The organism is Klebsiella sp. BIGb0149, from assembly GCF_004362605.1.
GTDB lineage: Bacteria > Pseudomonadota > Gammaproteobacteria > Enterobacterales > Enterobacteriaceae > Klebsiella > Klebsiella terrigena.
This window is the reverse complement of record NZ_SNYG01000009.1, coordinates 36054-58872: the sequence shown is the minus strand read 5'-3', so window position 1 is coordinate 58872 and position 22819 is coordinate 36054. Positions and strand designations below refer to the sequence as shown.

Here is a 22819-nt window from a genome sequence, read left to right as displayed (position 1 = left end):
TTCTCCTTAATGCCTACCGATTAATGATGTGACCATTCAATGCTGTTCAGATCCACGCCCTGCTTGAACATTTCCCACAGCGGAGAAAGATCGCGCAGACGACCAATGGAGTTGCGAACCAGGTTGATGGTGTAGTCAATCTCTTCTTCGGTAGTAAAACGACCTAAAGAGAAACGGATAGAACTGTGTGCCAGTTCATCAGTCATGCCCAGCGCGCGGAGCACGTAGGATGGCTCGAGGCTCGCCGAGGTACAGGCGGAACCGGAGGAAACGGCCAGGTCTTTCAGTGCCATAATCAGCGATTCGCCTTCAACATAGTTGAAGCTGACGTTGAGAATGTTCGGCGCGCCCTGCGCGAGGTCACCGTTGAGGTAAACCTCTTCCATATCTTTTACGCCTTCCCACAGACGGTTACGCAGACCGCGCAGGCGCGCCATCTCGGTTTCCATCTCTTCTTTCGCGATACGGTAAGCTTCACCCATACCGACGATCTGGTGGACAGGCAGAGTGCCTGAACGCATGCCGCGCTCGTGACCGCCGCCGTGCATCTGCGCTTCAATACGAATACGCGGTTTGCGACGGACGTACAGCGCGCCAATGCCTTTCGGGCCATAAATTTTGTGACCGGAGAAGGACATCAGGTCAACTTTCAGCTGGCTCAGGTCGATAGGCAGTTTGCCCACGCTCTGGGTGGCGTCTACGTGATAAATGATACCGCGTGCGCGGCACATTTCGCCGATGGTAGCGATGTCCTGCACCACGCCGATTTCGTTGTTCACGTGCATGATGGAGACCAGGATGGTGTCATCACGCATGGCCGCTTCCAGCTCTTTCAGATCGATAATCCCGTTGCGCTGAGGCGCAAGGTAGGTTATCTCGAAGCCTTCACGCTCCAGCTGACGACAGGTGTCCAGCACGGCTTTGTGCTCGGTTTTGCTGGTGATAATGTGCTTGCCTTTTTTCTGATAAAAGTTGGCTGCACCTTTGATCGCCAGGTTGTCGGATTCCGTTGCGCCTGAGGTAAAGACGATTTCGCGCGGGTCGGCACCGACCAGCTCGGCAATCTGATTACGGGCGATATCAACCGCCTCTTCAGCCTGCCAGCCAAAACGGTGTGAACGAGAGGCCGGGTTACCAAAGGTCCCGTCCAGGGTCAGAAACTGCATCATTTTCTCGGCAACACGCGGGTCCACCGGCGTTGTTGCGGAGTAATCGAGATAAATCGGTAATTTCATTGCTCTTTAACTCCGTACATCACTCAATGCAAGGAACCAGGCGGCCGGCTTGATGTACGACCGGGTATACGGGATGTCGCAACATCCCGGCCTGATTCGAAAATCTTTTATAATTGTTACCCTGAACGTTTCACCCTACGGCGAACGGGCCGCAAGCTGAAACAGAACGAGTACTACGCACGCAGTTTGACGTCGATAGCGTCCTGAGTGCGGGTATTACGCTGGGATTCATGGCTGTGCTGACGGCCTGAAACATCGAGGATTTCCTGGTTGTTCACCAGTTCGCCCAGCGTGATGTTGTTCAGGAAGCTGGTCAGGCGCTCGCTCAGGTCGCGCCACAGCGCGTGGGTCAGGCATTTATCGCCGCCCTGGCAGCCGCCTTTACCCTGACAACGGGTGGCGTCAACGGACTCATCAACCGCGCTGATAACTTCGCCAACGGCGATGCTACCGGCTTCTTTACCTAATAAATAACCGCCGCCTGGACCGCGAACGCTCGATACCAGACCATTTTTACGCAGGCGGGAAAACAGCTGTTCCAGATAGGAAAGCGAAATCCCCTGACGCTCAGAAATATCAGCTAACGGAACCGGGCCCGATTCAGAGTTGAGCGCGACGTCCAGCATCGCGGTCACAGCATAACGCCCTTTAGATGTCAGTCTCATGTCTTACTTAACCTCAAACTCGCCCCTGCCCGGGCTTTTTATTAATATGGGTATTGCATAGCAGGGCCAAGTCTGACATTCCCGAGTAATTTGGTCAACTATTTACTTGACTGTTTTAGTCAGGTATTTGGCTATCTGTGCCCTTGCGTCCTGACGCCCATATTCCCGGCCGTACTGCGGCTCTCAGGGCGACCGGTTCAACGACTCAGCGCGCCCTCTGCGGCCTTGATGCGCCGCAAAGAGGCCGGTTTACTCTTTGTTCTTGTGCTGCTGCTCAATCGACGCCAGCATTCCGCGCAGGATATTCAGCTCCTGGCTTTCCGGGCGCGCGCGGGTAAAGAGACGGCGCAGCTTGTTCATCACCTGCCCAGGATGACTGGCGCGAATAAAGCCGGTCGCCAGCAGCGTCTGCTCGAGATGGCCGTAAAAGCGCTCTAAATCATCCACCAGCGGATACGGCGCCTCTTCCTGCTGTTCGACCTGCGGCTGCTCCTGAGTCGCCAGCCACGCCATCCGCACCTCATAAGCGATGACCTGCACCGCCATCGCCAGGTTCAGCGAGCTATACTCCGGATTGGCGGCAATCGCGACGTGGTAATGGCATTTCTGCAGCTCGTCGTTGGTCAAACCGACGCGCTCCCGGCCAAAGACCAGCGCCACCGGGGCGTGCTGGCCTTCTGAAACGCTCTTCAGGCCGCACTCGCGCGGGTCGAGCATTGGCCACGGCAAAGTACGCGAACGGGCGCTGGTACCGACCACCAGGCTGCATCCGGCCAGGGCTTCATCCAGCGTATCGACGATATGCGCATTGCCGATAACGTCGCTGGCGCCGGCCGCCAGGGCGATAGCCTGAGAGTCAGGCTTAACCAGCGGATTAACCAGCCACAGGTTTGTCAGGCCCATGGTTTTCATTGCCCGGGCCACGGAGCCCATATTGCCAGTGTGTGAAGTTTCTACCAGTACGATTCGAATATTTTGCAGCATTAGTGTTCTTCGGCTAAAGATTATTCACGCATGCTATCATAAAACGAAGACATAAGCAGATTTCACTGTTACTATGTGCGCCGTTTTTTCCCGTTCTTTAACATCCAGTGAGAGAGACCGATGCATCCGATGCTGAATATCGCCGTGCGCGCAGCGCGCAAGGCGGGTAATTTAATTGCCAAGCACTACGAAACGCCAGACTCCGTAGAAACCAGCCAGAAAGGCAGCAATGATTTTGTGACTAACGTCGATAAGGCAGCCGAAGCGCTGATTATTGAAACGATTCGCAAATCTTACCCGCAGCACACTATTATCACCGAAGAAAGCGGTGAGCACGCAGGTGAAGATCAGGATGTTCAATGGGTTATCGATCCACTGGATGGCACCACCAACTTCGTAAAACGTCTGCCGCACTTCTCCGTATCCATCGCCGTACGCATTAAAGGCCGTACCGAAGTCGCCGTGGTTTACGATCCAATGCGCAACGAACTCTTCACCGCAACCCGCGGCCAGGGCGCTCAGCTGAACGGCTATCGTCTGCGCGGCAGCAGCGCTCGCGATCTGGATGGTACGATTATCGCCACCGGTTTCCCGTTCAAAGCGAAACAGCACGCCACCACCTACATGAATATTCTGGGCAAAATGTTTACCGAATGCGCTGACTTCCGCCGCACCGGTTCCGCAGCCCTGGATCTGGCCTACGTTGCCGCCGGCCGCGTTGATGGATACTTCGAGATCGCGCTGAAGCCGTGGGATTTCGCTGCTGGCGAGCTGATTGCTCGTGAAGCGGGCGCTATCGTTTGCGACTTCACCGGTGGCCATAACCACCTGTACAGCGGCAATATCGTTGCCGGCAACCCGCGCGTTGTTAAAGCCATGCTGGCCAACATGCGCGAAGAGCTGAGCGAAGCGCTGAAGCGTTAATCTCTCTCACCTCACCCCGGCCCGCCCGGGGTGAGAGTATCGCTCAAAACGGCCGCAGTCCGCCGCCGCCCGGCACCGCACTGCTCCACATCACCACCGCCGCCGCCACTAAAACGACGCCGCCGGACAGCGCCAAAGTCGACCAGCCAATCTGCTGCCAAAGAGGCGGCGTTTTATTCGCGCTAAGCTTAACGGCCAGCTGACGAAAGCCGTGCACCAGCAGCGCCAGCCCGCTGATAGTCAGCGAGGTTCCCGCCGCCATTGCCAGCGCCGCCGCCATCCCCCAGCCAAATACGCCAATCACCTTACTAAACAGCAGGACCATGATCGCCCCTGAGCAGGGACGCATGCCCATCGACAAAACGATGGCCAGCCGCGCGCGCCAGTCGTCGCCGCTTTGCAGCTGTTCCGGCGCCGGCATATGCAGATGCCCGCAGCCGCAGTGCGCATGATGAACGTGATGGGGCGTAAAGGCGGTAAACGTTGGCCGACGCAGCTGCCCGCGCAGCTTTTTCAGCGCCCGCCAGCACAGTAGCAGGCCCAGCGCGCCGACCAGCAGATAGCTCCCCTTCTCCAGCCAGAAGCTGCTTAGGTGAAGCTGCCTTGCGGGCAGCTGCAGCAGGGTCAGCACCACCACCACCAGCACAATCGCCACCGCGCCCTGCAGGAGAGAGGCGGCCAGCGTCAGCGCAATGCTCGAGCGGAGCTTCGCGGGATGCGTCGCCAGCCAGGTGGTAATCACAATCTTGCCGTGCCCCGGCCCCAGGGCGTGCAGGACGCCGTAGATAAAGCTAAACGCCAGCAGCGAAAGCCCGGCCGCTCGCGGATTTTCCGCCACCGCTTTCAGCAGGCCGCTGAGTTCAAAATTGAGCGCCCGCTGCCAGATAGCGCTTTGCAGCATCACTTCCGGCCAGGCCTGCCAGAGCCAGACGCCGGCGCCCGCTGCCAGCGCTAAAAACAGCGCCAGCGGCCACAGCTGGCGCAGGCGGGAAGCCCGGGAGGGGGTTGAGAATACTACTGACATGTCAGCGTCACCTTCTGAGCAAAATAGGTTCCGAGCGCCATATCTTCCGGCGGCGCGTCGGCTTTATCGAGAGACTGCGCAAAAGCCGTCATTTTATCATTCGGCTTTGGCGTCACCACCGTCACCTTGCATCCCGCACGCAGCGCCGCAGGCAGGGTGACGTCGCCCGGCTTGTCATAGAACATATCGACGTAATAGGTCGGGTCGAAGGTCGAAAGCGTCAGGGTTTGTCCCGCCAGGGGCAGCGGTTTAGCCAGCGGCAGAGTAAAGGTCAGCACCGCCTGGTGTCCGTCGCGCTCCAGACCGTAGCCGTCGGGGCGATTATCAAACTTCACGTGCTGGCCGTTATGCCAAAGCTCGCTGAAGTAGTGCTGCCCAAGGACGTTCGCCATCACCTCCGCCGCCAGCTTTTTCCATACTTCATCTCCCGGCTTTGCGCTGCCGGCATCGTAAAGCAGGTCTGAGGAGGTGATCTCATCCATCGTCCAGCGCATTTTGAAACCGGTGAGCTGTCCGTTATCGGCGACCACCTCCGTCCGCAGGCTGATAAAGCTATGCGGATGCGCCAGCACGCTAAATGATAAAACCATGAAAAATGCCGCACCGGTGCATTGTTTCACTCTCTTCATCCGTTCCTCACGTGAAAAATTCTGTGAACTTATCCAGCAATCCTGACGTAAAGACGCCAGCCTGCCCTGCTCTCTGTTCATCCATTGGCTATTCTTAGCGAAAACCCTAACTGGAACTTATCAGATGATGACCGTGATTGAACCACCATCTGCGCTTTCCAGTCCACAGCGCCGTAACCAGGTCCTGCTGATGTTTTATCTGCCCGGGCAGCCGGTCACCCCCGAGCGGCTTAGCGCGATCAACCTTGTTGACGAGGCGACGGCCCGGCAGGATATCGCGGAGACGGAACGTGACATTCAGCGTTACCACCGCTTGACCCTCGCGTCGCAGGTGGACGGCAGCTATCGGATTGAAGGCGCTGCAATCGATCAACGCCTGTGCCTGCTGCACGGCTTACGCCGGGCGCTGCGCCTGTGTCCGCATTTTATCCGCCACCATTTTACCCCGGCATTAAAAACGCAGCTTAAACTGCAGGGCGTTGCGCGCACCTTATATGACGACACCAATCTGCAGGCGCTGGTCAACCGCTGCGCCCGGACGCTTAACCGCCAGTTTGACTGTCGGGATATTCACTTCCTGCGCCTCTATCTGCAGTACTGCCTGCTTCAGCATCATCTCGGGCAGACGCCGACCTTTACCGAAGATCAGCAGCGCTGGACCCAGGAGGCGGCGGAGTCGATACTTGCCGCTGAGATTATCCGCCACTGGCAGCGTCGGGTCGCTACCGCGCCGCACGCGGGCGAGCAGCTGTTTCTGACCCTGCTATTCATGCTGCTCAAAACGCCCGATCCTATCCGCGATGGCCACCAGCAGGACCGCCGCCTGCACCTGGCTATCTCCGGGCTGATCCACCGTTTCCAGGATCTATCCGGCCGGCCGTTTAGCGACGATCGGGGGCTGAGCGATCAGCTCTATATTCATCTCTCCCAGGCGCTAAACCGCAGCGTGTTCGCGATCGGTATCGATAATGCGCTGCCGGAGGAGATGAGCCGCCTCTATCCGCGCCTGATGCGCACCACAAAAATGGCGCTGGAGGAGTTTGAGAGCGCCTACCGGGTTCGCTTTAATCAGGAGGAAGTGGGGCTGATTGCGGTGATTTTTGGCGCATGGCTGATGCAGAAAAGCGAGCTGCACGAGAAGCAGGTGGTGCTGCTGACCCACGACAATCCCGACCTCGAGCAGGCGCTTGAGCTGCAGCTGCGCGAGCTGACCCTGCTGCCGCTCAATATCAAATATCAGAACGTTCACGCCTTTCAAAAGGAGGGCGCACCGAAGGGCGTGGCGCTGGTGGTGACCCCTTATGCTACGGCGCTGCCGCTGTTTTCACCGCCGCTGTTTCACGCTGAGGAGATGTTCAGCGATCACCAGCGGCAGCATATTTGTCAAATGCTCGAGGACTAGGATACCGCCTTCGGCCTCAGCACCAGCGCCGGCAGGGCAACCAGCGCCATCACCCAGAACACGCCCTGGTGCAGGTGCTGGTAGAGGAAGCCGGCAAATACCGTCATTACCGCAATGCTGCCCCCCATCGCCACCGCGGAGTAAACCGCCTGCAGACGAATCACCTCCCCGCCCTGACGCGCCGAAATATAGCGCATCGCCGCCAGGTGACATACCGTAAAGGTGCCGCAGTGCAGGATCTGCGCGACGATGAGCCACGGCAGCTCGGTGGTCCAGCCCATCAGCGTCCAGCGAACCAGCCCGCAAACGGCGGAGAGCAGCAGCAGATCCCGCGCGCTAAAGCGGCTAAAGGCTTTTTTGCTCAGCGCAAAGATAACCACCTCCGCGACCACCCCCAGCGACCACAGATAGCCGATCGCCGAAGCGGAATAGCCCGCCTCCTGCCAGTAAATCGCGCTGAAGCCATAGTAGGCGGCATGGGCGCCCTGCAGCAGGCAGACGCAGGCGAGGAAGCGCCAGCTTTGGCGCACCAGCTTCAGCCATGCCGGGAGCCCGGCCGCCTGCTGGTGGCGAACTTCCCCCTGCGGCATCACCGAGGGTGTAAGCAGCATGCCCAGCAGCATGGAGGCGATGCCGAGGCTTAGCAGCACCAGGATCGCCCGATAATCAAACAGGCTGACCAGCTTGCCGGTCAGCGCGGAGCCGATCACAAACGCCACCGATCCCCACAGACGCACGCGCCCGTAGTCCATGGTTATCTGCTTTTGCCAGGTATTCGCCAGCGCATCGGTCAGCGGTACCAGCGGAGAGAAAAACAGATTGAAGCCGACCATCACCACCATCAGCCAGGCGACGCGGCTATCGGCCCAAAAGCCAAGGACAAACAGCAGGGCCAGCAGCGCCAGCACCCGCAGGGCGGAAATGAGCCGGGAGGGATCGCTTACCCGCGGCGCAATCAGCAGGCTGCCGAGAAAACGCGCCACCAGCCCGGCGCCGAGCAGCATACCGATCGTTTCCGGCGTCAGCCCCGCGCCTGCCAGCCAGACGCTCCAGAACGGCAGAAAGATGCCGTAGCTAAAGAAGTAGGTAAAGTAACTAAGCGCCAGCCAGCGCGTGGAGTGCAAGACCATGATTTCCTCCCGAATGGAGGCGACAGTCTGGCGACAAACCCCGGCGGGCGCAAGCCGGGGATTTAGGTATAACCCGCTGAATCAGGCCTATTTAACCGCAATTTTCAGCGACCATGAAACCCTATCCTCCGGGCCTAATACCACCAGACCAGGCTGCCCGTCCACGTTGTGCGCGTTTACAGGATGGCTTTGTGGCTCAAGGCAGACAAACGGTTCACCCGACATACGGAACAGCATAAGCCATGGAGTTTGCGATGAAATTGTGACGGACATCACTTCTCGTTGGATGACGGCCGTGCCGTTCCAGCCGGAATAGCAGACGTTCAGCCAGCGATCCTCTCCACAGGCAGGCTGCGTGAAATCGCCGCCCTCCGGCAGCTCACCGCGCCAGCTAAGCGGCAAGTGCAACTCGCCCTCTGGCCAGTGGCCGCTCGCCAAAAACTGCATCCGGCTTAGCCTGTCGAAGGCAAAAAAGGGGTGAAAGCCGCCGCCGTAAAGCATCGGCTCGTCGCCGCAGTGGGTAACGGTCAGGGAGGCGAGAAGCGCCCCCTGCCGTAGCTCGTAGCGGATCTGTGCGCGATAGTCGAATCCGCAGGAGTGGCGGCTATGCAGCTCCAGTACGCAGCGTTCTGCGCAGCGTTCGATGACCTCCCACTCGCTCAACCAGCCGTCGCCGTGGAGAAAAAAACGCGCGTCAGCCTGATGATTAGGCAGGATGATTTCGCGCCCCCGAAAGGAGAAGCGGTTGCCGGCCACCCGGTTTGCCAGCGGCACCATCGGGAACAGGCCGCCGGCAGGATTTTCATGCAACACCGGGGTTTGATGCCGACGGGAGAACAGACTTTGCACCTTACCGCCCTGCGGATCGACGCGCATCTGTAGATGCGCGTTTTCCAGAATGAAGCCGTCCGCCATTAGCGCGTCTGCTCCTGTTTCAACGCCTGCCTGCCGGCATGACGCTGCGCCAGCTGCTCTTCCAGCGCTTCCAGCGTAACGCCTTTAGTTTCCGGAACGTTGCGCAGAATGTACAGATACCCCGCCGCGCATATAACCCCGTACAGCAGGAAGCTGCCCGACGCGCCCAGCCCGGCATTCAGCAGCGGGAAGGTATAGGTTAACAGGAAGCAGGCCACCCACAGCGCCAGCGTACCCAGCGACATCGCCAGCCCGCGCACGCGGTTAGGGAAAATTTCCGATAACAGAACCCAGGTCACCGGCGCCAGCGTCAGCGCGTAAATAGCGATCGCCGCCAGCACCAGAATCAGTACCGGTAATCCCAGGATCCCCAGACCGTAGGCCGCAGCGATCAGCGCATAGATGATGGTCAGCCCGGCGGCGCCGAGCAGCATCAGCCTGCGGCGACCAATCCTGTCGACCAGCGGAAGCGCGGCGATGGTAAAGATCAGGTTGATAAGCCCGGTCGCCACGATCGATTTCAGCGTGCTGTTAATGTCAAATCCGGCGGAGGCGAAAATCTCCTGCGCGTAGTTGAAAATAACGTTAATACCGCACCACTGCTGGAACATTGCCAGCACCATACCCATCACAATGATCGGGCGAACTTTGGGCTGCCACAGCGCGGACCAGGAGACTTTTTGCGTGTCTTTGCTGAGGGTTTGCTCGATATCCCTGATGGTTTCATCGGCGTAGCGCTGATTGCCGATGCGCATTAGCATCCGGTGCGCACGCTGGCTTTTCCCCACGCGGACCAGCCAGCGCGGCGACTCGGGAACGAAAAACATCAGGACCAGGAACGCCAGCGCGGGCACGACGCCGGAACCAAACATCCAGCGCCAGCCAACCTGTCCGTTCCAGCTGGCGCTGATCTCTGCCAGCGTAGCGCTACTGGCCACCGGCTTCGCGATCGCCAGGTTAACCAGCTGCGCCGCCAGAACGCCAATAACGATAGTCAGCTGATTCACCGCCACAAAGCGTCCGCGCTGCGCGGCGGGACTTATCTCGGCGATATACATTGGGCTTAGCGCAGAAGCCAGCCCGATCCCCAGGCCGCCAACGATACGCCACGCCACGAACAGATCGAAGCTGCCGGCGAGCGCCGTGCCCCAGGCCGAGAGCGTAAACAGCGCCGCGGCGATGATGAGCGGAATTTTGCGGCCAAACTTATCCGCGCACCATCCGGAAGCCAGCGCTCCGAAAACGCAGCCAACTAGCGCTGAACTCATCGCCCAGCCGGACTGCGCCGGGTCGGTAATGGAAAAATAGGCTTCATAAAACGGCTTCGCGCCGCCGATCACCACCCAGTCATAGCCAAACAGTAAACCACCGCAGGCGGCAACCAGACAGATCGTCCAGACGTAGCCCATTTTCAGTTGTGTCTGCGCGTTATTCATAAGGATTCCTCTTTCAGGGAAACGCAGGGAACAGTAGGGTTGGCGGGCGCGAGCCCGCCGGTTGAGGTTCAGGAAAAAATGCCGCTTTGCAGGGCGTGGTCGATCAGATGCGCCTTATCATGGGCGGGGTTGACGGCCAGCAGCTGCTGAATCGCTCGCCGGTAGTCAGCCACATTCCCCAGACCCAGATATCCCAGCGCCTCAATAAACAGGCAGTGCTGCCGATGCTGCGCTGCCGCCGGGACGTCAAGCACCACCAGGTCAGGCAGCGAGACGGCGAAGAAATCAGCGTCCGGGACGTCGTCACGATGGCGTCGGGCCCAGTCGATGAAATTGTGGAAATGGCGGTCCGCCTGCTGCACGTCGCCGCTCTTGCGCAGCGCCATTCCCTGCCAGAAGAGATAGTCGGCGGGCTGATCGTTGTAGTAGCGACCGGCATCCAGCGACGATCCCCCCAGGCTCGCGCGCTGGTAACAGGCTGCGGCGCGCTGGGTCTCTCCCGCTTGTGCGGCGCAGTGGGCCAGCAAATACCAGATATCGTTATCCGTCTGCCCCGGAAGCCTTCCCTCCCCGAGGTTTAGGGGATAGCGCAGCGCCTCCTCCAGCCGCTGGGTCGCCGCAGAGTACGCCCGGCCCTCAATCGCCTGTAAGGCAACGTGCAGCTGGTTAAGCAGATATTGCCCCGTCACCTTGCCCTCCCCGCCCTCCCAGGGATGGAATTTTCGCGTACGGAGAATATCTGCGGCCTCGGCATAGCGCCCGCTGCTGTTCCACAGGCTGAGCAACTCGGCGGTGAGATCGTCCCGCTTCAGCACCACGGCGCGATGCGCCTGCAGATCGCGTAATCGATCGCCAACCGGCGCCCCGGTCAGCTTGTTGAGATAGTCGAGCTCGAAGCGAAAGCGCGCATTCTGCGGTTCAATGTCCACCGCTCGCTGCAGGCTGGCCAGCGCCTGGGGAAGATCCTGCCGCTTATTCCACGCGTAGACGCCAAGCAGGCGATGGGCCGGCGCGTAGTCTGGGTCTTTTGCCAGCACGTCACGCCAGCAGCTTACGGCATCCTCGTAGCGGCGCTTGCTATACCAGAAGCAGCCCAGCAGATAGCGGGCAAACGCGCTCTCTTCCAGCCGTTGCAGCATCCAGACTTCATCCAGCGTGTTGGGGAAGCGAACCCGCAGGGCGTGACAGCGCTGCGCCGAGGCGATGAACTGCTGGCGCTCGTCTGCATCTTCGCATAGCGCGGCGCGCCACAGCATCGGCAGCGCCTCCTGAGAATCCAGTAGCGCCAGCAGCGCCTGTGCAGACGACGGCTGTCCGATAGAGAGCAGCCATCCCGCCAGCAGGCTGGCATTGGCGCCTCTGCGGCCGGTGACGCGCAGCAGGTTTTCCCGGGATTCGCGATCCTGGCCAATCATCCAGCGCACGCAGTGCAGCGGGTAGCTCAGCGGATACTGCCCGAGGCATCGGTCGATATAATCCTGCGCCTCATCGCCGCGCCCTAATTTCGCCAGCGCCAGCGCCTTCAGGCCCATCGCGAGGTGGTTGGTGGCATTGAATTGCAGGCTGATGTCGACTTTTTCCAGCGCATCGGCAACCTCGCCGCGCTTCATCGCCAGCCGGGCCAGCGACCAGTAGGCCGCATCGCGGCTGCCGCCGCTCCATGAGGCTTTGTAATAGCTATCCCAGGCGCTGGCTTCATCCCCCTGCCTTTCCAGGGCGCTGGCGAGAAGCATGCTGGCCTCGCCGTCGCGCGGATTTTTATTCAGCCGATGGGCGCGCCGCAGCGCGGCGCGGGCGCACTGCTCCGCCAGCGGCCAGTCGGCGCCGTTGAGCGCCAGGGTGCCAAGAGCGACGTTATTTCGGTAATCCTCGGGATCAATCGCAATGGCCCGACGGTAGTAGTCTCCGGCGTAGCGGCTGGCGTGGTTATACTGCTCAAGATGCTGGCCAATGAAATAGAGCTCATCGCCATTGTCGATCTCGTCCGGCAGCGCCGGAGCGGTTGCTGGCTCCGGTAGCGGGGTCTGCTGGGCGAGATGCTCCTGATAATGCAGCAGCGGCTCGCCCTCGGCGCTTTTCGCCCGCAGGGTCAAGCGCGAAGCGCCATTCTCGGGTAGCGCGTGCTGCCAGCTTTCACCCGGCAGCAGGGTTAGCTGGGTTTCATAGAGCGGCTGATTATCCGCGCTCAGCTCCAGCACGATATTTTCCAGCGGTGCAATCGCATAGACTCCCAGCCGCAGCTGCTCATCTTCACGAACCAGCTTTAGCGCCAGGCGGGTATTCGCATTTTGCACCATTCCCAGCTCGCTATACGGCAGGAAGTTTTGGACAAAAATTTTCTCTTCATAGGGCGCAAGCCAGGTGAAATCGGGCTGGTTATCGGTAAAGACGCCGGTCATCAGCTCGATATAGGGACCATTAGCGTCGGTCAGATTGCGATCCCAGGCCTGGCCGAAATCACCATAGCCCCAGCTCCACTGCTTTTTACCCGGCGAGATATGGTGATCGGCGACGTGCAGCAGTCCGCCTCGTTCGTCGTGATGGTAGGCACCGACAAAATCATATGCTGATTTCTCTGCCATGTAGGAGGTCGGCACCGGGACATTCTTATAGCGGGAGATATCCACGCCCGCGCTGTAGTCCACTTTATAGTAGGTGCCGGTGGCGATGGGGAAGGCAGAAACGTCGCGCTTGCCGTGATCGAACACGGCGGTAACGTCAGGTGGGAACACGCTCTGGTGGGCATCTCCGCCCTTCACGGCCGGGTTGGCCCACCATAAGAAGTGGCGCGGCGTGGCGTTGCCGTTAAAGACCTTGCCGGTAATTTCAATCAGCGCGCGGTCGGGGTAAAGGGTAAAACCGGCCATGACCTGCAGCCCGCGCATGGGCTCGGCTTCGCCCATCCATACGGTTTGCACGCCGCCCTCCCCCTGCTGGATGGTAAAATCAACGGGCATAAAGGTTGTCGGACGATGGTGCTGCGGCCAGTTAAACTCGATCCCGCCGGATATCCACGGCCCGAGCAGGCCGACCAGCGCCGGTTTCACCACTTCGTTGTAGTAGACAAAATCACGCTGCTTAACTTTATCGTAGGCGCGATGGATGCGGCCGCCGAGCTCCGGCAGCAGCATGACGCGAATGAAATCATTCTCCATCCACACCGCCCGATAGTCGCGCATCTCCCGCTCGCCGGTTAAGGTATCAACCACGCCATAGGGGTACACGCTGCCGGAGGAACCCTGATAGACCCGCTTTTCGAGGAACATCGGGTTAGGATCCTCCGCTCCCGTCGTCCAAGTCGGGAGTGTAATCGTTTCCTGCCAGACCTTAACCGAACCGTGCATAGCGCTCTCCACTAAAATTAATTAAGTAAAAACCTGATGGAGGCGAGTTTATAATCTTGATTAGCGGTTAAAATGCGCAATGCTCACGCAATATAGTTAAGGGAGTTAAGTGTATGCAGCTAACCGGATTCAACAACGTTCGGGTCAGGCAGGCCAACAAATCAATCTTTCTGGCCTGTTTGTGGCGGGAAAAGCAGCTCAGCAAATCGCAGCTCGCTCAGCTCAGCGGGCTTTCCATTCCGGCGGTGAGCAACATACTCGACGAGCTGCTCGGCGAAGGCCTCATCAGCCATTCTGCAGAAAAAATGAGCAATCGGGGCGTCAATAGCGGTAGCTTTCAGATCCCGCTGCACGGTGCCTGGACGCTATGTATGAATATCACCCCCACCAGCATTGAGTACCAGCTCGCCGACGCTCGCCTGCTGGCCGTCGACGCGCACCAGCATATTCGTATCGATGCGCCGACGCCTCAGGCTTTACTGGTAGCGATTATCGACTGCTGGCGCCGCGTCCACCGCCGCTATCCGCAGCATAAAATCAACGTCGCGCTGGGTGTTCACGGGCAGGTAGATCCGGTAACCGGCGTTTCGCAAACCATGCCGCAGGCGCGCTGGAAAACACCTGTCGAACTCAAATATTTACTTGAGGAGGAGCTCGGCGTTCAGGTCAGGGTCGATAATGACTGCGCCATGCTGGCGCTGGCCGAAAAATGGCAGAACAGCGCTGCGCCGCAGGATTTTTGCGTGATCAACGTCGATTACGGTATTGGTTCATCGTTTGTTATTAACGATCAGATCTACCGCGGAAGCCTCTACGGCAGCGGCCAGATTGGCCATACGATCGTCAATCCTGACGGCACTGCCTGCGACTGCGGACGCTATGGCTGTCTGGAAACCATCGCCTCGCTCAGCGCGCTGAAAAAGCAGGCTCGGGTGTGGCTAAAAACCCAGCCGGAGGTGCAGCCCTCCCCCGAAAAACTCACCACCGAGTCGCTTATTGCGGCCTGGGAACGGGGCGACGTGCATATCCGCGCCTGGGTTGAACGCTCCGCCAACGCCATTGGCCTGAGCCTGTATAATTTCCTCAATCTGCTCAATATTAATCAGATATGGCTCTATGGCCGCAGCTGCGCTTTTGGCGAGCAGTGGCTCAACACCATTGTTAAACAAACCAGCTTCAACCCCTTTGACCACGGCGACGCTCCGCGCGCGCATGCTACCCAAATTAGCTTCGGTCGGCTCACCCGCCCGCAGCAGCTGCTGGGTATTGGCTATCTGTACGTGGAGGAGGCGCTGGAGAAAATTTAGACGCCGGTCTCAATTCGTGGCGGGGAGCAAAATTGTGTATTACGTTTAAAGAACACGTCTTTCATAAGGTGCTGGTTATGAACGCATTACGTTATTTTGATTTTGGTTCCTCGCGCCACGTACTGCTCCTGATTGCACGAATTGCCGTCGTGCTGCTGTTTATCATCTTTGGCTACCCAAAGCTGATGGGGTTTAGCGGCACCGTGCAGTATATGGCGTCATCCGGCGCGCCGCTGCCGACGCTGGCGGCCATTATCGCTATCGTGATGGAGGTTCCGGCGGCGATCCTGATTATTCTCGGCTTCTTCACGCGTCCGCTGGCGGTTATTTTTATTTTTTATACGCTGGGTACGGCGGTTATTGGCCACCACTACTGGGATATGTCCGGCGATGCGATAATGCCAAATATGATTAACTTCTATAAAAACGTCAGCATTGCCGGCGCCTTCCTGCTGCTGGCGATAGTCGGCCCGGGCGCCATCTCCCTCGACCGCCGTTAGTCATCGGGCAACGGACGTAAAAAAGGCCGCATTCGCGGCCTTTTATTCGCTTTCAACAGCTAAGCGTTATGCGTAAACCGGGAAGCGGGCGCAGATATCCAGAACTTTACCTTTAACGCGCTCGGTTACCGCTTCGTCATTGATATTGTCCAGAATGTCACACATCCAGCCGGCCAGCTCTTTCACTTCCGCTTCTTTGAAACCGCGGCGAGTCACGGCCGGAGAACCGATACGGATACCGGAAGTTACAAACGGGCTCTTCGGATCGTTCGGCACGCTGTTTTTGTTCACGGTGATGTTGGCGCGGCCCAGGGCGGCGTCAGCTTCTTTACCGGTCAGGTTCTTATCAACCAGATCCAGCAGGAACAGGTGGTTTTCAGTACCGCCGGAGACCACTTTGTAGCCGCGGTTCAGGAACACTTCCACCATCGCTTTAGCATTCTTAGCGACCTGCTGCTGGTAGACCTTGAACTCAGGCTCCATCGCTTCTTTCAGCGCCACGGCTTTTGCAGCGATAACGTGCATCAGCGGGCCGCCCTGGGCGCTTGGGAAGACGGCAGAGTTCAGCTTTTTGTACAGCTCTTCGCTACCGCCTTTCGCCAGGATCAGGCCGCCGCGCGGACCCGCCAGGGTTTTATGGGTCGTGGTGGTCACAACGTGAGCGTGCGGAACCGGGTTCGGATAGACGTCAGCGGCGATCAGGCCGGCGACGTGGGCCATATCAACGAACAGGTAAGCGCCGATGCTGTCGGCGATTTCACGCATTTTTGCCCAGTCAACGACGCCGGAATAGGCAGAGAAGCCGCCGATGATCATCTTCGGCTTGTGGGTCTGCGCCTGCTTCGCCATGTCTTCGTAGTCAATTTTACCGGACTCATCAATACCGTAAGGGATGATGTTGTACAGTTTGCCGGAGAAGTTAACCGGGGAGCCGTGAGTCAGGTGGCCGCCCTGCGCGAGGTTCATACCGAGAACGGTATCACCTGGCTGCAGCAGAGCGGTGTAAACCGCGAAGTTAGCCTGAGAACCGGAGTGCGGCTGCACGTTGGCGTAGTCGGCGCCAAACAGCTCTTTTGCGCGATCGATAGCCAGCTGCTCGACGACATCCACGTATTCGCAGCCGCCGTAGTAGCGCTTGCCCGGATAGCCTTCGGCATATTTGTTGGTCAGCTGAGAACCCTGAGCCTGCATCACGCGCGGGCTGGTGTAGTTCTCGGAGGCGATCAGTTCGATGTGCTCTTCCTGACGTACTTTTTCCTGCTCCATAGCCTGCCACAGTTCGGCATCATAATCGGCAATGTTCATTTCACGCTTTAACATCCGCATCTCCTGCTCAGCTAACAATAAATTACAGCTCTAAATGGGGGCCTTTTTGGGCGACGGCCCACAGTATAACTGAATCGTTCGGTGATAACAGGTCTTGACAAACGATTTTACGCAAACGTTTGGCTCCGCATGACACAAGGCTTTGAGCAATAACGCCTCTACGATTATCAACGGATTTCTTTTCAGGTTTGTGATGCAAATTCTTCAGGTTGTAACTGTTTTAATGCGGAGTGTTAAAGAACCATTTACATTGCAGGGTTATTTATATAAGATGCATTTAAAATGCATCATTAAGATAACACTAAAGGAAGCTGCTATGCTCGACGCTCAAACCATCGCTACGGTCAAAGCCACCATTCCCCTGCTGGTCGAAACGGGTCCTAAGCTGACCGCCCACTTCTACGATCGCATGTTTGCTCATAACCCCGAACTCAAAGAAATCTTCAATATGAGCAACCAGCGCAACGGCGATCAGCGTGAAGCGCTGTTTAACGCTATTGCTGCCTACGCGAGCAATATCGATAACCTGGCGGCCCTGCTGCCGGCGGTAGAGAAAATCGCGCAGAAGCATACCAGCTTCCAGATCCGTCCGGAGCAGTACAATATCGTCGGCGGCCACCTGCTGGCGACGCTGGATGAAATGTTCAGCCCGGGCCAGGAAGTCCTTGATGCGTGGGGCAAAGCCTACGGCGTGCTGGCTAACGTCTTTATCAATCGCGAAGCCGAAATCTATCAGGATAGCGCCAGCAAGACCGGCGGCTGGGAAGGAACCCGCGCCTTCCGCATCGTGAAGAAAACCCCGCGCAGCGCGCTGATCACCAGCTTCGAAATGGAGCCGGTGGACGGCCAGCCGGTTGCCGACTATCAGCCGGGCCAGTACCTGGCCGTCTGGCTGAAGCCAGAAGGGTTTGAATATCAGGAGATTCGCCAGTACTCCCTGACGCGTAAGGCGGATGGCAAAGGCTATCGTATCGCCGTGAAGCGCGAGAGCGGCGGCCAGGTATCTAACTGGCTGCACAATGCGTCAAGCGAAGGGGACGTTGTCCACCTGGCAGCGCCGGCGGGTGACTTCTTCCTTACCGTTGATGCCCAAACCCCGGTAACGCTGCTCTCCGGCGGCGTCGGCCAGACGCCAATGCTGGCAATGCTGGATTCGCTGGCAAAAGCGCGCCATCCGGCGCAGGTTAACTGGTTCCACGCGGCGGAAAACGGCGAGGTTCACGCCTTTGCCGATGAAGTCAGCGCGCTGGGCGCGGCCCTGCCTAAGTTTGCGTCTCACGTCTGGTATCGCAGCCCAGGCGAAGAGGACCGTCAGGCGGCGCGTTTTAATAGCGAAGGTTTGATGGATTTGACCGCTCAGGCCGAGAGCCTGCGCGACCCGCAGATGCAGTTCTACCTCTGCGGCCCGGTGGCCTTTATGCAGCATGCTGCAAAGCAGCTGGTGGCGCTTGGGGTCAATAGCGAGCGCATTCATTACGAATGCTTTGGCCCGCACAAGGTGCTGTAACTGATGCCCCTCTCCCCGCCGGGGAGAGGGTTAAAACTTAAATCGCTTCGTCGTCTTCTTCGCCGGTACGGATACGGATCACGCGCGCCACGTCAAAGACAAAGATTTTGCCATCGCCGATTTTACCGGTCTGCGCCGTGCGGATAATGGTATCGACGCAGGTATCGACGATATCATCCGTGACCACGATTTCGATTTTCACTTTTGGCAGAAAATCCACCATATACTCCGCACCGCGGTACAGCTCGGTATGGCCCTTCTGACGGCCAAAACCCTTCACTTCCGTTACCGTCATCCCGGTGATGCCGACTTCCGCCAGCGCTTCACGCACGTCATCCAGCTTGAAAGGTTTAATAATCGCATCAATCTTTTTCATGGTGTTCCTGTCTTAGTCGCGTAACCGGTTGCTTACCGTATCATAACTTGCGCTATGCCGCGGAGCTACTCTTTAAAGTCGTTGGCGTCGAGCTCGTGGCGCGACAGCAGTTTATAAAATTCGGTGCGGTTGCGTCCGGCCATTCTGGCCGCGTGCGTCACGTTGCCTTTGGTTATTTGCAGCAGCTTGCGCAGGTAGTTCAGCTCAAACTGGTTACGCGCCTCAACGAAGGTCGGCAGCGCGGTATTTTCGCCTTCCAGCGCCTGCTCCACCAGCGCGTCGCTGATCACCGGCGATGAGGTCAGCGCCACGCACTGCTCAATCACGTTCACCAGCTGACGCACGTTGCCCGGCCATTTGGCGGCCATCAGCCGCTTCATCGCATCGGTCGAGAAGGCGCGGACAAACGGCTTGTGCCGGTCGGCCGACTGCCGCAGCAGATGGTTGGCAAGAAGCGGAATATCCTCGGTGCGATCGGCTAGAGGCGGGATCTTCAGGTTCACCACGTTCAGGCGATAAAACAGATCTTCGCGGAACTCGCTGCGGGCCATCGCCTTAGGCAGGTCGCGGTGGGTGGCGGAGACGATCCGCACGTCGATGTCGATGTCGCGGTTGCTGCCCAGCGGGCGGACCTTTCGCTCCTGCAGCACGCGCAGCAGTTTTACCTGCAGGGCCACCGGCATATCGCCGATCTCATCGAGGAACAGCGTGCCTCCTTCGGCAGCCTGGAACAGCCCTTCCCGATTGCTGACCGCGCCGGTAAAGGCGCCGCGGGCGTGGCCAAACAGCTCCGACTCCAGCAGCTGTTCCGGCAGGGCGCCGCAGTTAATGGCGACAAACGGCTTAGCGTGGCGCGGGCTGGCGTTATGAATCGCCTGGGCGACGATCTCTTTGCCGGTGCCGCTCTGGCCGTTAATCAGCACGCTGACGTCCGACTGCGCCACCATGCCCGCCTGCTCCAGCAGACGCTGCATCAGCGGGCTACGGGTCACAATCGCCTGACGCCAGCGCTCGTCCGTCGTCGGCGCGCTGTGCTCCAGCGCGTCATCAATGGCTTTGTACAGCGCGTCTTTGTCTACCGGCTTAGTCAGGAAGCTGAACACCCCCTGCTGGGTCGCGGCCACCGCCTCCGGAATCGATCCGTGGGCAGTGAGAATAATCACCGGCATTCCCGGCTGCACCTTCTGGATTTCGGCAAACAGCTGCAGACCGTCCATTTCATCCATGCGCAAATCGCTGACCACCAGGTCGACCTTATCGCGCCCCAGCACGCGCAGCGCCTCCGGGCCGCTTTCGGCAGTGGTCACGCTGTATCCTTCGCTGACAAGGCGCATCCCCAGCAGCTTCAGCAGCCCTGGATCATCGTCCACCAGCAGCAGGCGCGCGGGTTTACGGCTCGTCATGCGTGGCCTCCGGGATTTTTTCGCCGCCGTGCCCGACGTCAGAATTAAAATTCCCTCCCGGCTTGCGGGTGGAGAGCTGACGCTCGATATCGGTGAGGTTTTCCAGCTTACGCGTGGTGAGCTCCAGCTCGCCGCGCAGCTGCTGCTCCTGCTGGCGCAGCGCGTCGAGTTCGGCATCGCTGGTCTGCTGTAGCTTCGCGTAGCGGGAGCGTTCGTCCACCAGCTGCAGCTGTCGGCTCTGGCCGTCGCGCCAGAGCTGGTAAAGCGGGCGCACCTGGACGGCTATTTGCGAGCTAAAGGTGTCCAGGCGAGAAACCAGCTCGCGCCGCTCGTCGGGGGTAATTTTGGCGTCCGCCAGCAAAATGCCGCGCTTAAACGCATCCTGCCAGCGGTCGTCATCATGCTGCCGGGCTTCCGCCCGCGCCTGCGCCGGAGAAAGGCGATCGGCGCAATCAATTCCGCGCAGCCAGTAGAGCGGATTTTTGTCGCTGATATCCCCGCTCAGGGACCAGATATCCGCGCACTCAACCGAGAGGAAATCCGCCACCTGGTGCTGCGGCAGCTCGGGCTGCGCTTTGTCGCCTGCCGCGTGCGGTGATAAAGCCGTGGAACATCCGGCCAGCGCCAGGCAGGAAATGCCGGTCAGCACCCAGACCCTGACGGGACGAACCCATGCGAAAAAGTGGGACATAGTCACCCATTGTTGATTCATGTGTTGATTTTTCCCGGCTCGGCGGCGGGAAGCGTGATGCGAAAACAGATAAGCCCGGGTAGATCGTCGACCAGGCTTAGCTCGCCCTGCATTTGTCGAACGCAGTCCCGCGCAATGCTTAGCCCGAGGCCGCTGCCTTTTACCGCCCCTTTACGCTGGTGACTTCCCTGATAAAAGGGCTCAAAAATCATTTTTCTTTCCACTGGCGGTATCGGCTCGCCGCTGTTGCTTACGTCGATGCGCACCTGCTCGCCGTGCCGGTAGCTATGAATATGAATGTTACCGGATTCAGCACCATAGTGCACCGCATTGGAGTAGAGATTATCCAGCACGCTCGCCAGCAAATCCGGCTCCGCCTGGCAGAATCGGGCCTCCAGGCTGAGATCCGTGCGCATCAGTTTAGCTCTTGCCGGCAGGCTGTGGGCAGAAACAACGCTTTCGACCAGCTCCGCGAGGTTAACGGTCTCGCGCGCCACCGGGCCGTCGGCCTGTTTGCGGTTGTAATCAAGCAGCTGTTCAATCAGCTTTTGCAGGTTGCGGCTGCTGGCGTCGAGGATCTCGACAATCTCCTGCTGCTCGGCGGTCAAAGGCCCGGCAACGCGGTCGGCAAGCAGCTCCGTACCTTCGCGCATGCTGGCTAAGGGCGTTTTCAGCTCATGGGAGAGATGGCGCAAAAACTGATGCCGCTGCGACTCCAGCCAGGCCAGGCGCTCGCTCAGCCAGATAATGCGTTCGCCGACCGAGCGCAGCTCGCGTGGCCCGGTGAACAGCGCCGCGTTATCCAGCGACTTCCCCTCCCCCAGCCGGTTAATCATCTTCTCAATCCCTTTTACCGGACCGATGATCATGCGGGTAAACAGCAGCACCAGCGCCAGGCTCAGCAGGAACAGCACCAGCGCCTGCCAGCCGAAGAACTGCCCGCGTTCGGCGATCTCCTGCTGCAGCTGCTGCCCGCGCGAATAAACGACCGTTCGGGTGGCCTGCACCATCACGCTGTTGGCCGTAGCGAAGGCTTCCAGGCTCTCTGCCGACTTCGCGTCGGGGCTGCTGTTTTTGCACCTCAGCTGCGCCAGGTCGCTCAAATCCTGGCTCAGGGCCTGCCAAATTTTCTCATCCGGCAGCACGCCGGCGTGCGCGTCCAGCATTTCGCTGTAGCGCTGGCGCTGATTTTGATAAACCTTCGCCAGCGTCGGATCGTCCAGCACGCAGTACTGGCGGTAGCTGCGCTCCATTTCCAGCGAAGCGTTAACCATCGCCTCGCTGCGCCGGGCGTCAACCAGGGTGGTGCGGTTGATGTGCGCGGCCTGGGCGCTGAGAGCGTTCAGGCTCTGCCACGCCTGCCAGGCCAGAACCAGCAGCGGTAGCAGGATCAGCACAAAGGAGAGCGTCACCAGCTGGCGCAACGATCGGGGGAAAAGGGAGAGTCGCTTCAAGTATATAGCCTCAAACATTCGCTTAAGACGATGCTAACCGAGGACGCCGCAGAGTAACAGGTGCAATCAGCAGATCTGCCGCACGAAGGGAGACGGGCCGGGGCATTTCCCGTCAACGGCGCGGATCATTATCCCCGCGCGCCGACGGCTTGCCATACCGCAGACATAATAAAGCCAAGCATTTGCCTGGCTTTATTAAGAAATAAGGCGGTGCCTAACTCGACGTTTCGCCCGATGGCTGATAAAGCAGAGCTATTATCAGGAGTTGGACGGCAGGCACCTTGTTGTGCGTCATTCGAAGTTTATGTAGCGCGTCCCGAAGGGGCTGACATAAGAAGGTGAATGAGCCACTGCATATTATTATGCACGTTCTATGCCACATTACAAAACATTTTATTAACACAATGAAATATAAATGGTTTTCTATATTTCACACCCTCGACGGTGAGGTCTATTTTTTAGCCACAGTGTCGCCATTTAGCAACACTTAAACACTGACTTAGTAACCACCTTTAAAATCAAATGGTTAAATGTCTCCTTTTGGAGACACCCCTCCCCGGCGTTTGT

At 58.7% G+C, this 22819-nt stretch carries 19 protein-coding genes; 5 read left to right on the top strand and 14 right to left on the bottom strand.

Annotation, left to right across the window (positions count from 1 at the left end):
- Window positions 1-20: 20 nt before the first annotated feature.
- From iscS to trmJ, 3 genes are all read right to left on the bottom strand, one after another.
- The gene (iscS, locus tag EDF75_RS24395) at window positions 21-1235 is read right to left on the bottom strand and encodes a cysteine desulfurase (protein WP_045856338.1); all 1215 of its coding nucleotides are present in this window, start codon (window positions 1233-1235) and stop codon (window positions 21-23) included.
- A gap of 173 nt (window positions 1236-1408) precedes the next feature.
- The gene (gene iscR / locus EDF75_RS24390; RefSeq protein ID WP_041146727.1) at window positions 1409-1900 is read right to left on the bottom strand and encodes a Fe-S cluster assembly transcriptional regulator IscR; all 492 of its coding nucleotides are present in this window, start codon (window positions 1898-1900) and stop codon (window positions 1409-1411) included.
- Window positions 1901-2149: 249 nt separating this feature from the next.
- Window positions 2150-2884 (bottom strand): tRNA (cytosine(32)/uridine(32)-2'-O)-methyltransferase TrmJ, encoded by a 735-nt coding sequence (gene trmJ / locus EDF75_RS24385; protein ID WP_133601171.1) that lies wholly within the window; start codon window positions 2882-2884, stop codon window positions 2150-2152.
- Window positions 2885-3004: 120 nt separating this feature from the next.
- Here trmJ and suhB point away from each other — a divergent pair, with 120 nt between their 5' ends.
- Complete coding sequence (gene suhB / locus EDF75_RS24380) at window positions 3005-3808, top strand: inositol-1-monophosphatase (RefSeq protein WP_045856343.1); 804 nt, start codon at window positions 3005-3007, stop codon at window positions 3806-3808.
- A 43-nt stretch (window positions 3809-3851) separates the two neighbouring features.
- On the opposite strand, the gene EDF75_RS24375 is transcribed toward suhB, so the two are convergent.
- Entirely contained in the window at window positions 3852-4832 is a 981-nt protein-coding gene (locus EDF75_RS24375) for a nickel/cobalt transporter (protein ID WP_133601170.1), read from the bottom strand.
- The gene (locus tag EDF75_RS24370) at window positions 4823-5461 is read right to left on the bottom strand and encodes a DUF1007 family protein (RefSeq protein ID WP_133601169.1); all 639 of its coding nucleotides are present in this window, start codon (window positions 5459-5461) and stop codon (window positions 4823-4825) included. The genes EDF75_RS24375 and EDF75_RS24370 overlap by 10 nt, the downstream gene beginning before the upstream one ends.
- Window positions 5462-5585: 124 nt before the next feature.
- Here EDF75_RS24370 and csiE point away from each other — a divergent pair, with 124 nt between their 5' ends.
- Complete coding sequence (gene csiE, locus EDF75_RS24365) at window positions 5586-6863, top strand: stationary phase inducible protein CsiE (RefSeq protein WP_133601168.1); 1278 nt, start codon at window positions 5586-5588, stop codon at window positions 6861-6863.
- Here csiE and EDF75_RS24360 read toward each other — a convergent pair.
- From EDF75_RS24360 to EDF75_RS24345, 4 genes are all read right to left on the bottom strand, one after another.
- A complete protein-coding gene (locus EDF75_RS24360) occupies window positions 6860-7993 on the bottom strand; it encodes a 3-phenylpropionate MFS transporter (protein WP_133601167.1) in 1134 nt (377 codons plus the stop codon). The genes csiE and EDF75_RS24360 overlap by 4 nt on opposite strands.
- 87 nt (window positions 7994-8080) lie before the next feature.
- A complete protein-coding gene (locus tag EDF75_RS24355; protein ID WP_133601166.1) occupies window positions 8081-8908 on the bottom strand; it encodes an aldose 1-epimerase in 828 nt (275 codons plus the stop codon).
- Window positions 8908-10344 carry a sugar porter family MFS transporter gene (locus tag EDF75_RS24350; protein ID WP_133601165.1) on the bottom strand — a complete coding sequence of 479 codons (1437 nt, stop codon included), beginning with the start codon at window positions 10342-10344 and terminating at the stop codon, window positions 8908-8910. The genes EDF75_RS24355 and EDF75_RS24350 overlap by 1 nt, the downstream gene beginning before the upstream one ends.
- 68 nt (window positions 10345-10412) lie before the next feature.
- Window positions 10413-13688: a DUF5107 domain-containing protein gene (locus EDF75_RS24345; RefSeq protein ID WP_133601164.1), complete on the bottom strand. Its 3276-nt coding sequence runs from the start codon at window positions 13686-13688 to the stop codon at window positions 10413-10415.
- A 113-nt stretch (window positions 13689-13801) separates the two neighbouring features.
- Between EDF75_RS24345 and EDF75_RS24340 the strand changes: the two genes are divergently transcribed.
- Both EDF75_RS24340 and EDF75_RS24335 read left to right on the top strand, forming a co-directional pair.
- Window positions 13802-14995, top strand: coding sequence for an ROK family transcriptional regulator (locus tag EDF75_RS24340; RefSeq protein WP_133601163.1), 1194 nt, complete (start codon window positions 13802-13804; stop codon window positions 14993-14995).
- A 32-nt stretch (window positions 14996-15027) separates the two neighbouring features.
- Window positions 15028-15495, top strand: coding sequence for a DoxX family protein (locus EDF75_RS24335; RefSeq protein ID WP_133601162.1), 468 nt, complete (start codon window positions 15028-15030; stop codon window positions 15493-15495).
- Window positions 15496-15561: 66 nt separating this feature from the next.
- On the opposite strand, the gene glyA is transcribed toward EDF75_RS24335, so the two are convergent.
- Complete coding sequence (gene glyA / locus EDF75_RS24330; RefSeq protein ID WP_045856360.1) at window positions 15562-16815, bottom strand: serine hydroxymethyltransferase; 1254 nt, start codon at window positions 16813-16815, stop codon at window positions 15562-15564.
- Window positions 16816-17137: 322 nt separating this feature from the next.
- On the opposite strand from glyA, the gene hmpA reads away from it, so the two are divergent.
- The gene (gene hmpA, locus EDF75_RS24325) at window positions 17138-18328 is read left to right on the top strand and encodes an NO-inducible flavohemoprotein (protein ID WP_133601161.1); all 1191 of its coding nucleotides are present in this window, start codon (window positions 17138-17140) and stop codon (window positions 18326-18328) included.
- 37 nt (window positions 18329-18365) lie between these two features.
- Here the strand turns inward: hmpA and glnB are convergent, their stop codons facing one another.
- From glnB to EDF75_RS24305, 4 genes are all read right to left on the bottom strand, one after another.
- On the bottom strand, window positions 18366-18704 hold the full coding sequence (gene glnB / locus EDF75_RS24320) for a nitrogen regulatory protein P-II (protein WP_041146740.1): 339 nt from the start codon (window positions 18702-18704) through the stop codon (window positions 18366-18368).
- A 65-nt stretch (window positions 18705-18769) separates the two neighbouring features.
- Window positions 18770-20107 carry a two-component system response regulator GlrR gene (gene glrR / locus EDF75_RS24315; RefSeq protein ID WP_133601160.1) on the bottom strand — a complete coding sequence of 446 codons (1338 nt, stop codon included), beginning with the start codon at window positions 20105-20107 and terminating at the stop codon, window positions 18770-18772.
- On the bottom strand, window positions 20094-20798 hold the full coding sequence (gene qseG, locus EDF75_RS24310) for a two-component system QseEF-associated lipoprotein QseG (RefSeq protein WP_166646239.1): 705 nt from the start codon (window positions 20796-20798) through the stop codon (window positions 20094-20096). The genes glrR and qseG overlap by 14 nt, the downstream gene beginning before the upstream one ends.
- Before the next feature lie 17 nt (window positions 20799-20815).
- Window positions 20816-22252 (bottom strand): sensor histidine kinase, encoded by a 1437-nt coding sequence (locus EDF75_RS24305; RefSeq protein WP_133601158.1) that lies wholly within the window; start codon window positions 22250-22252, stop codon window positions 20816-20818.
- Between the last annotated feature and the right edge of the window lie 567 nt (window positions 22253-22819).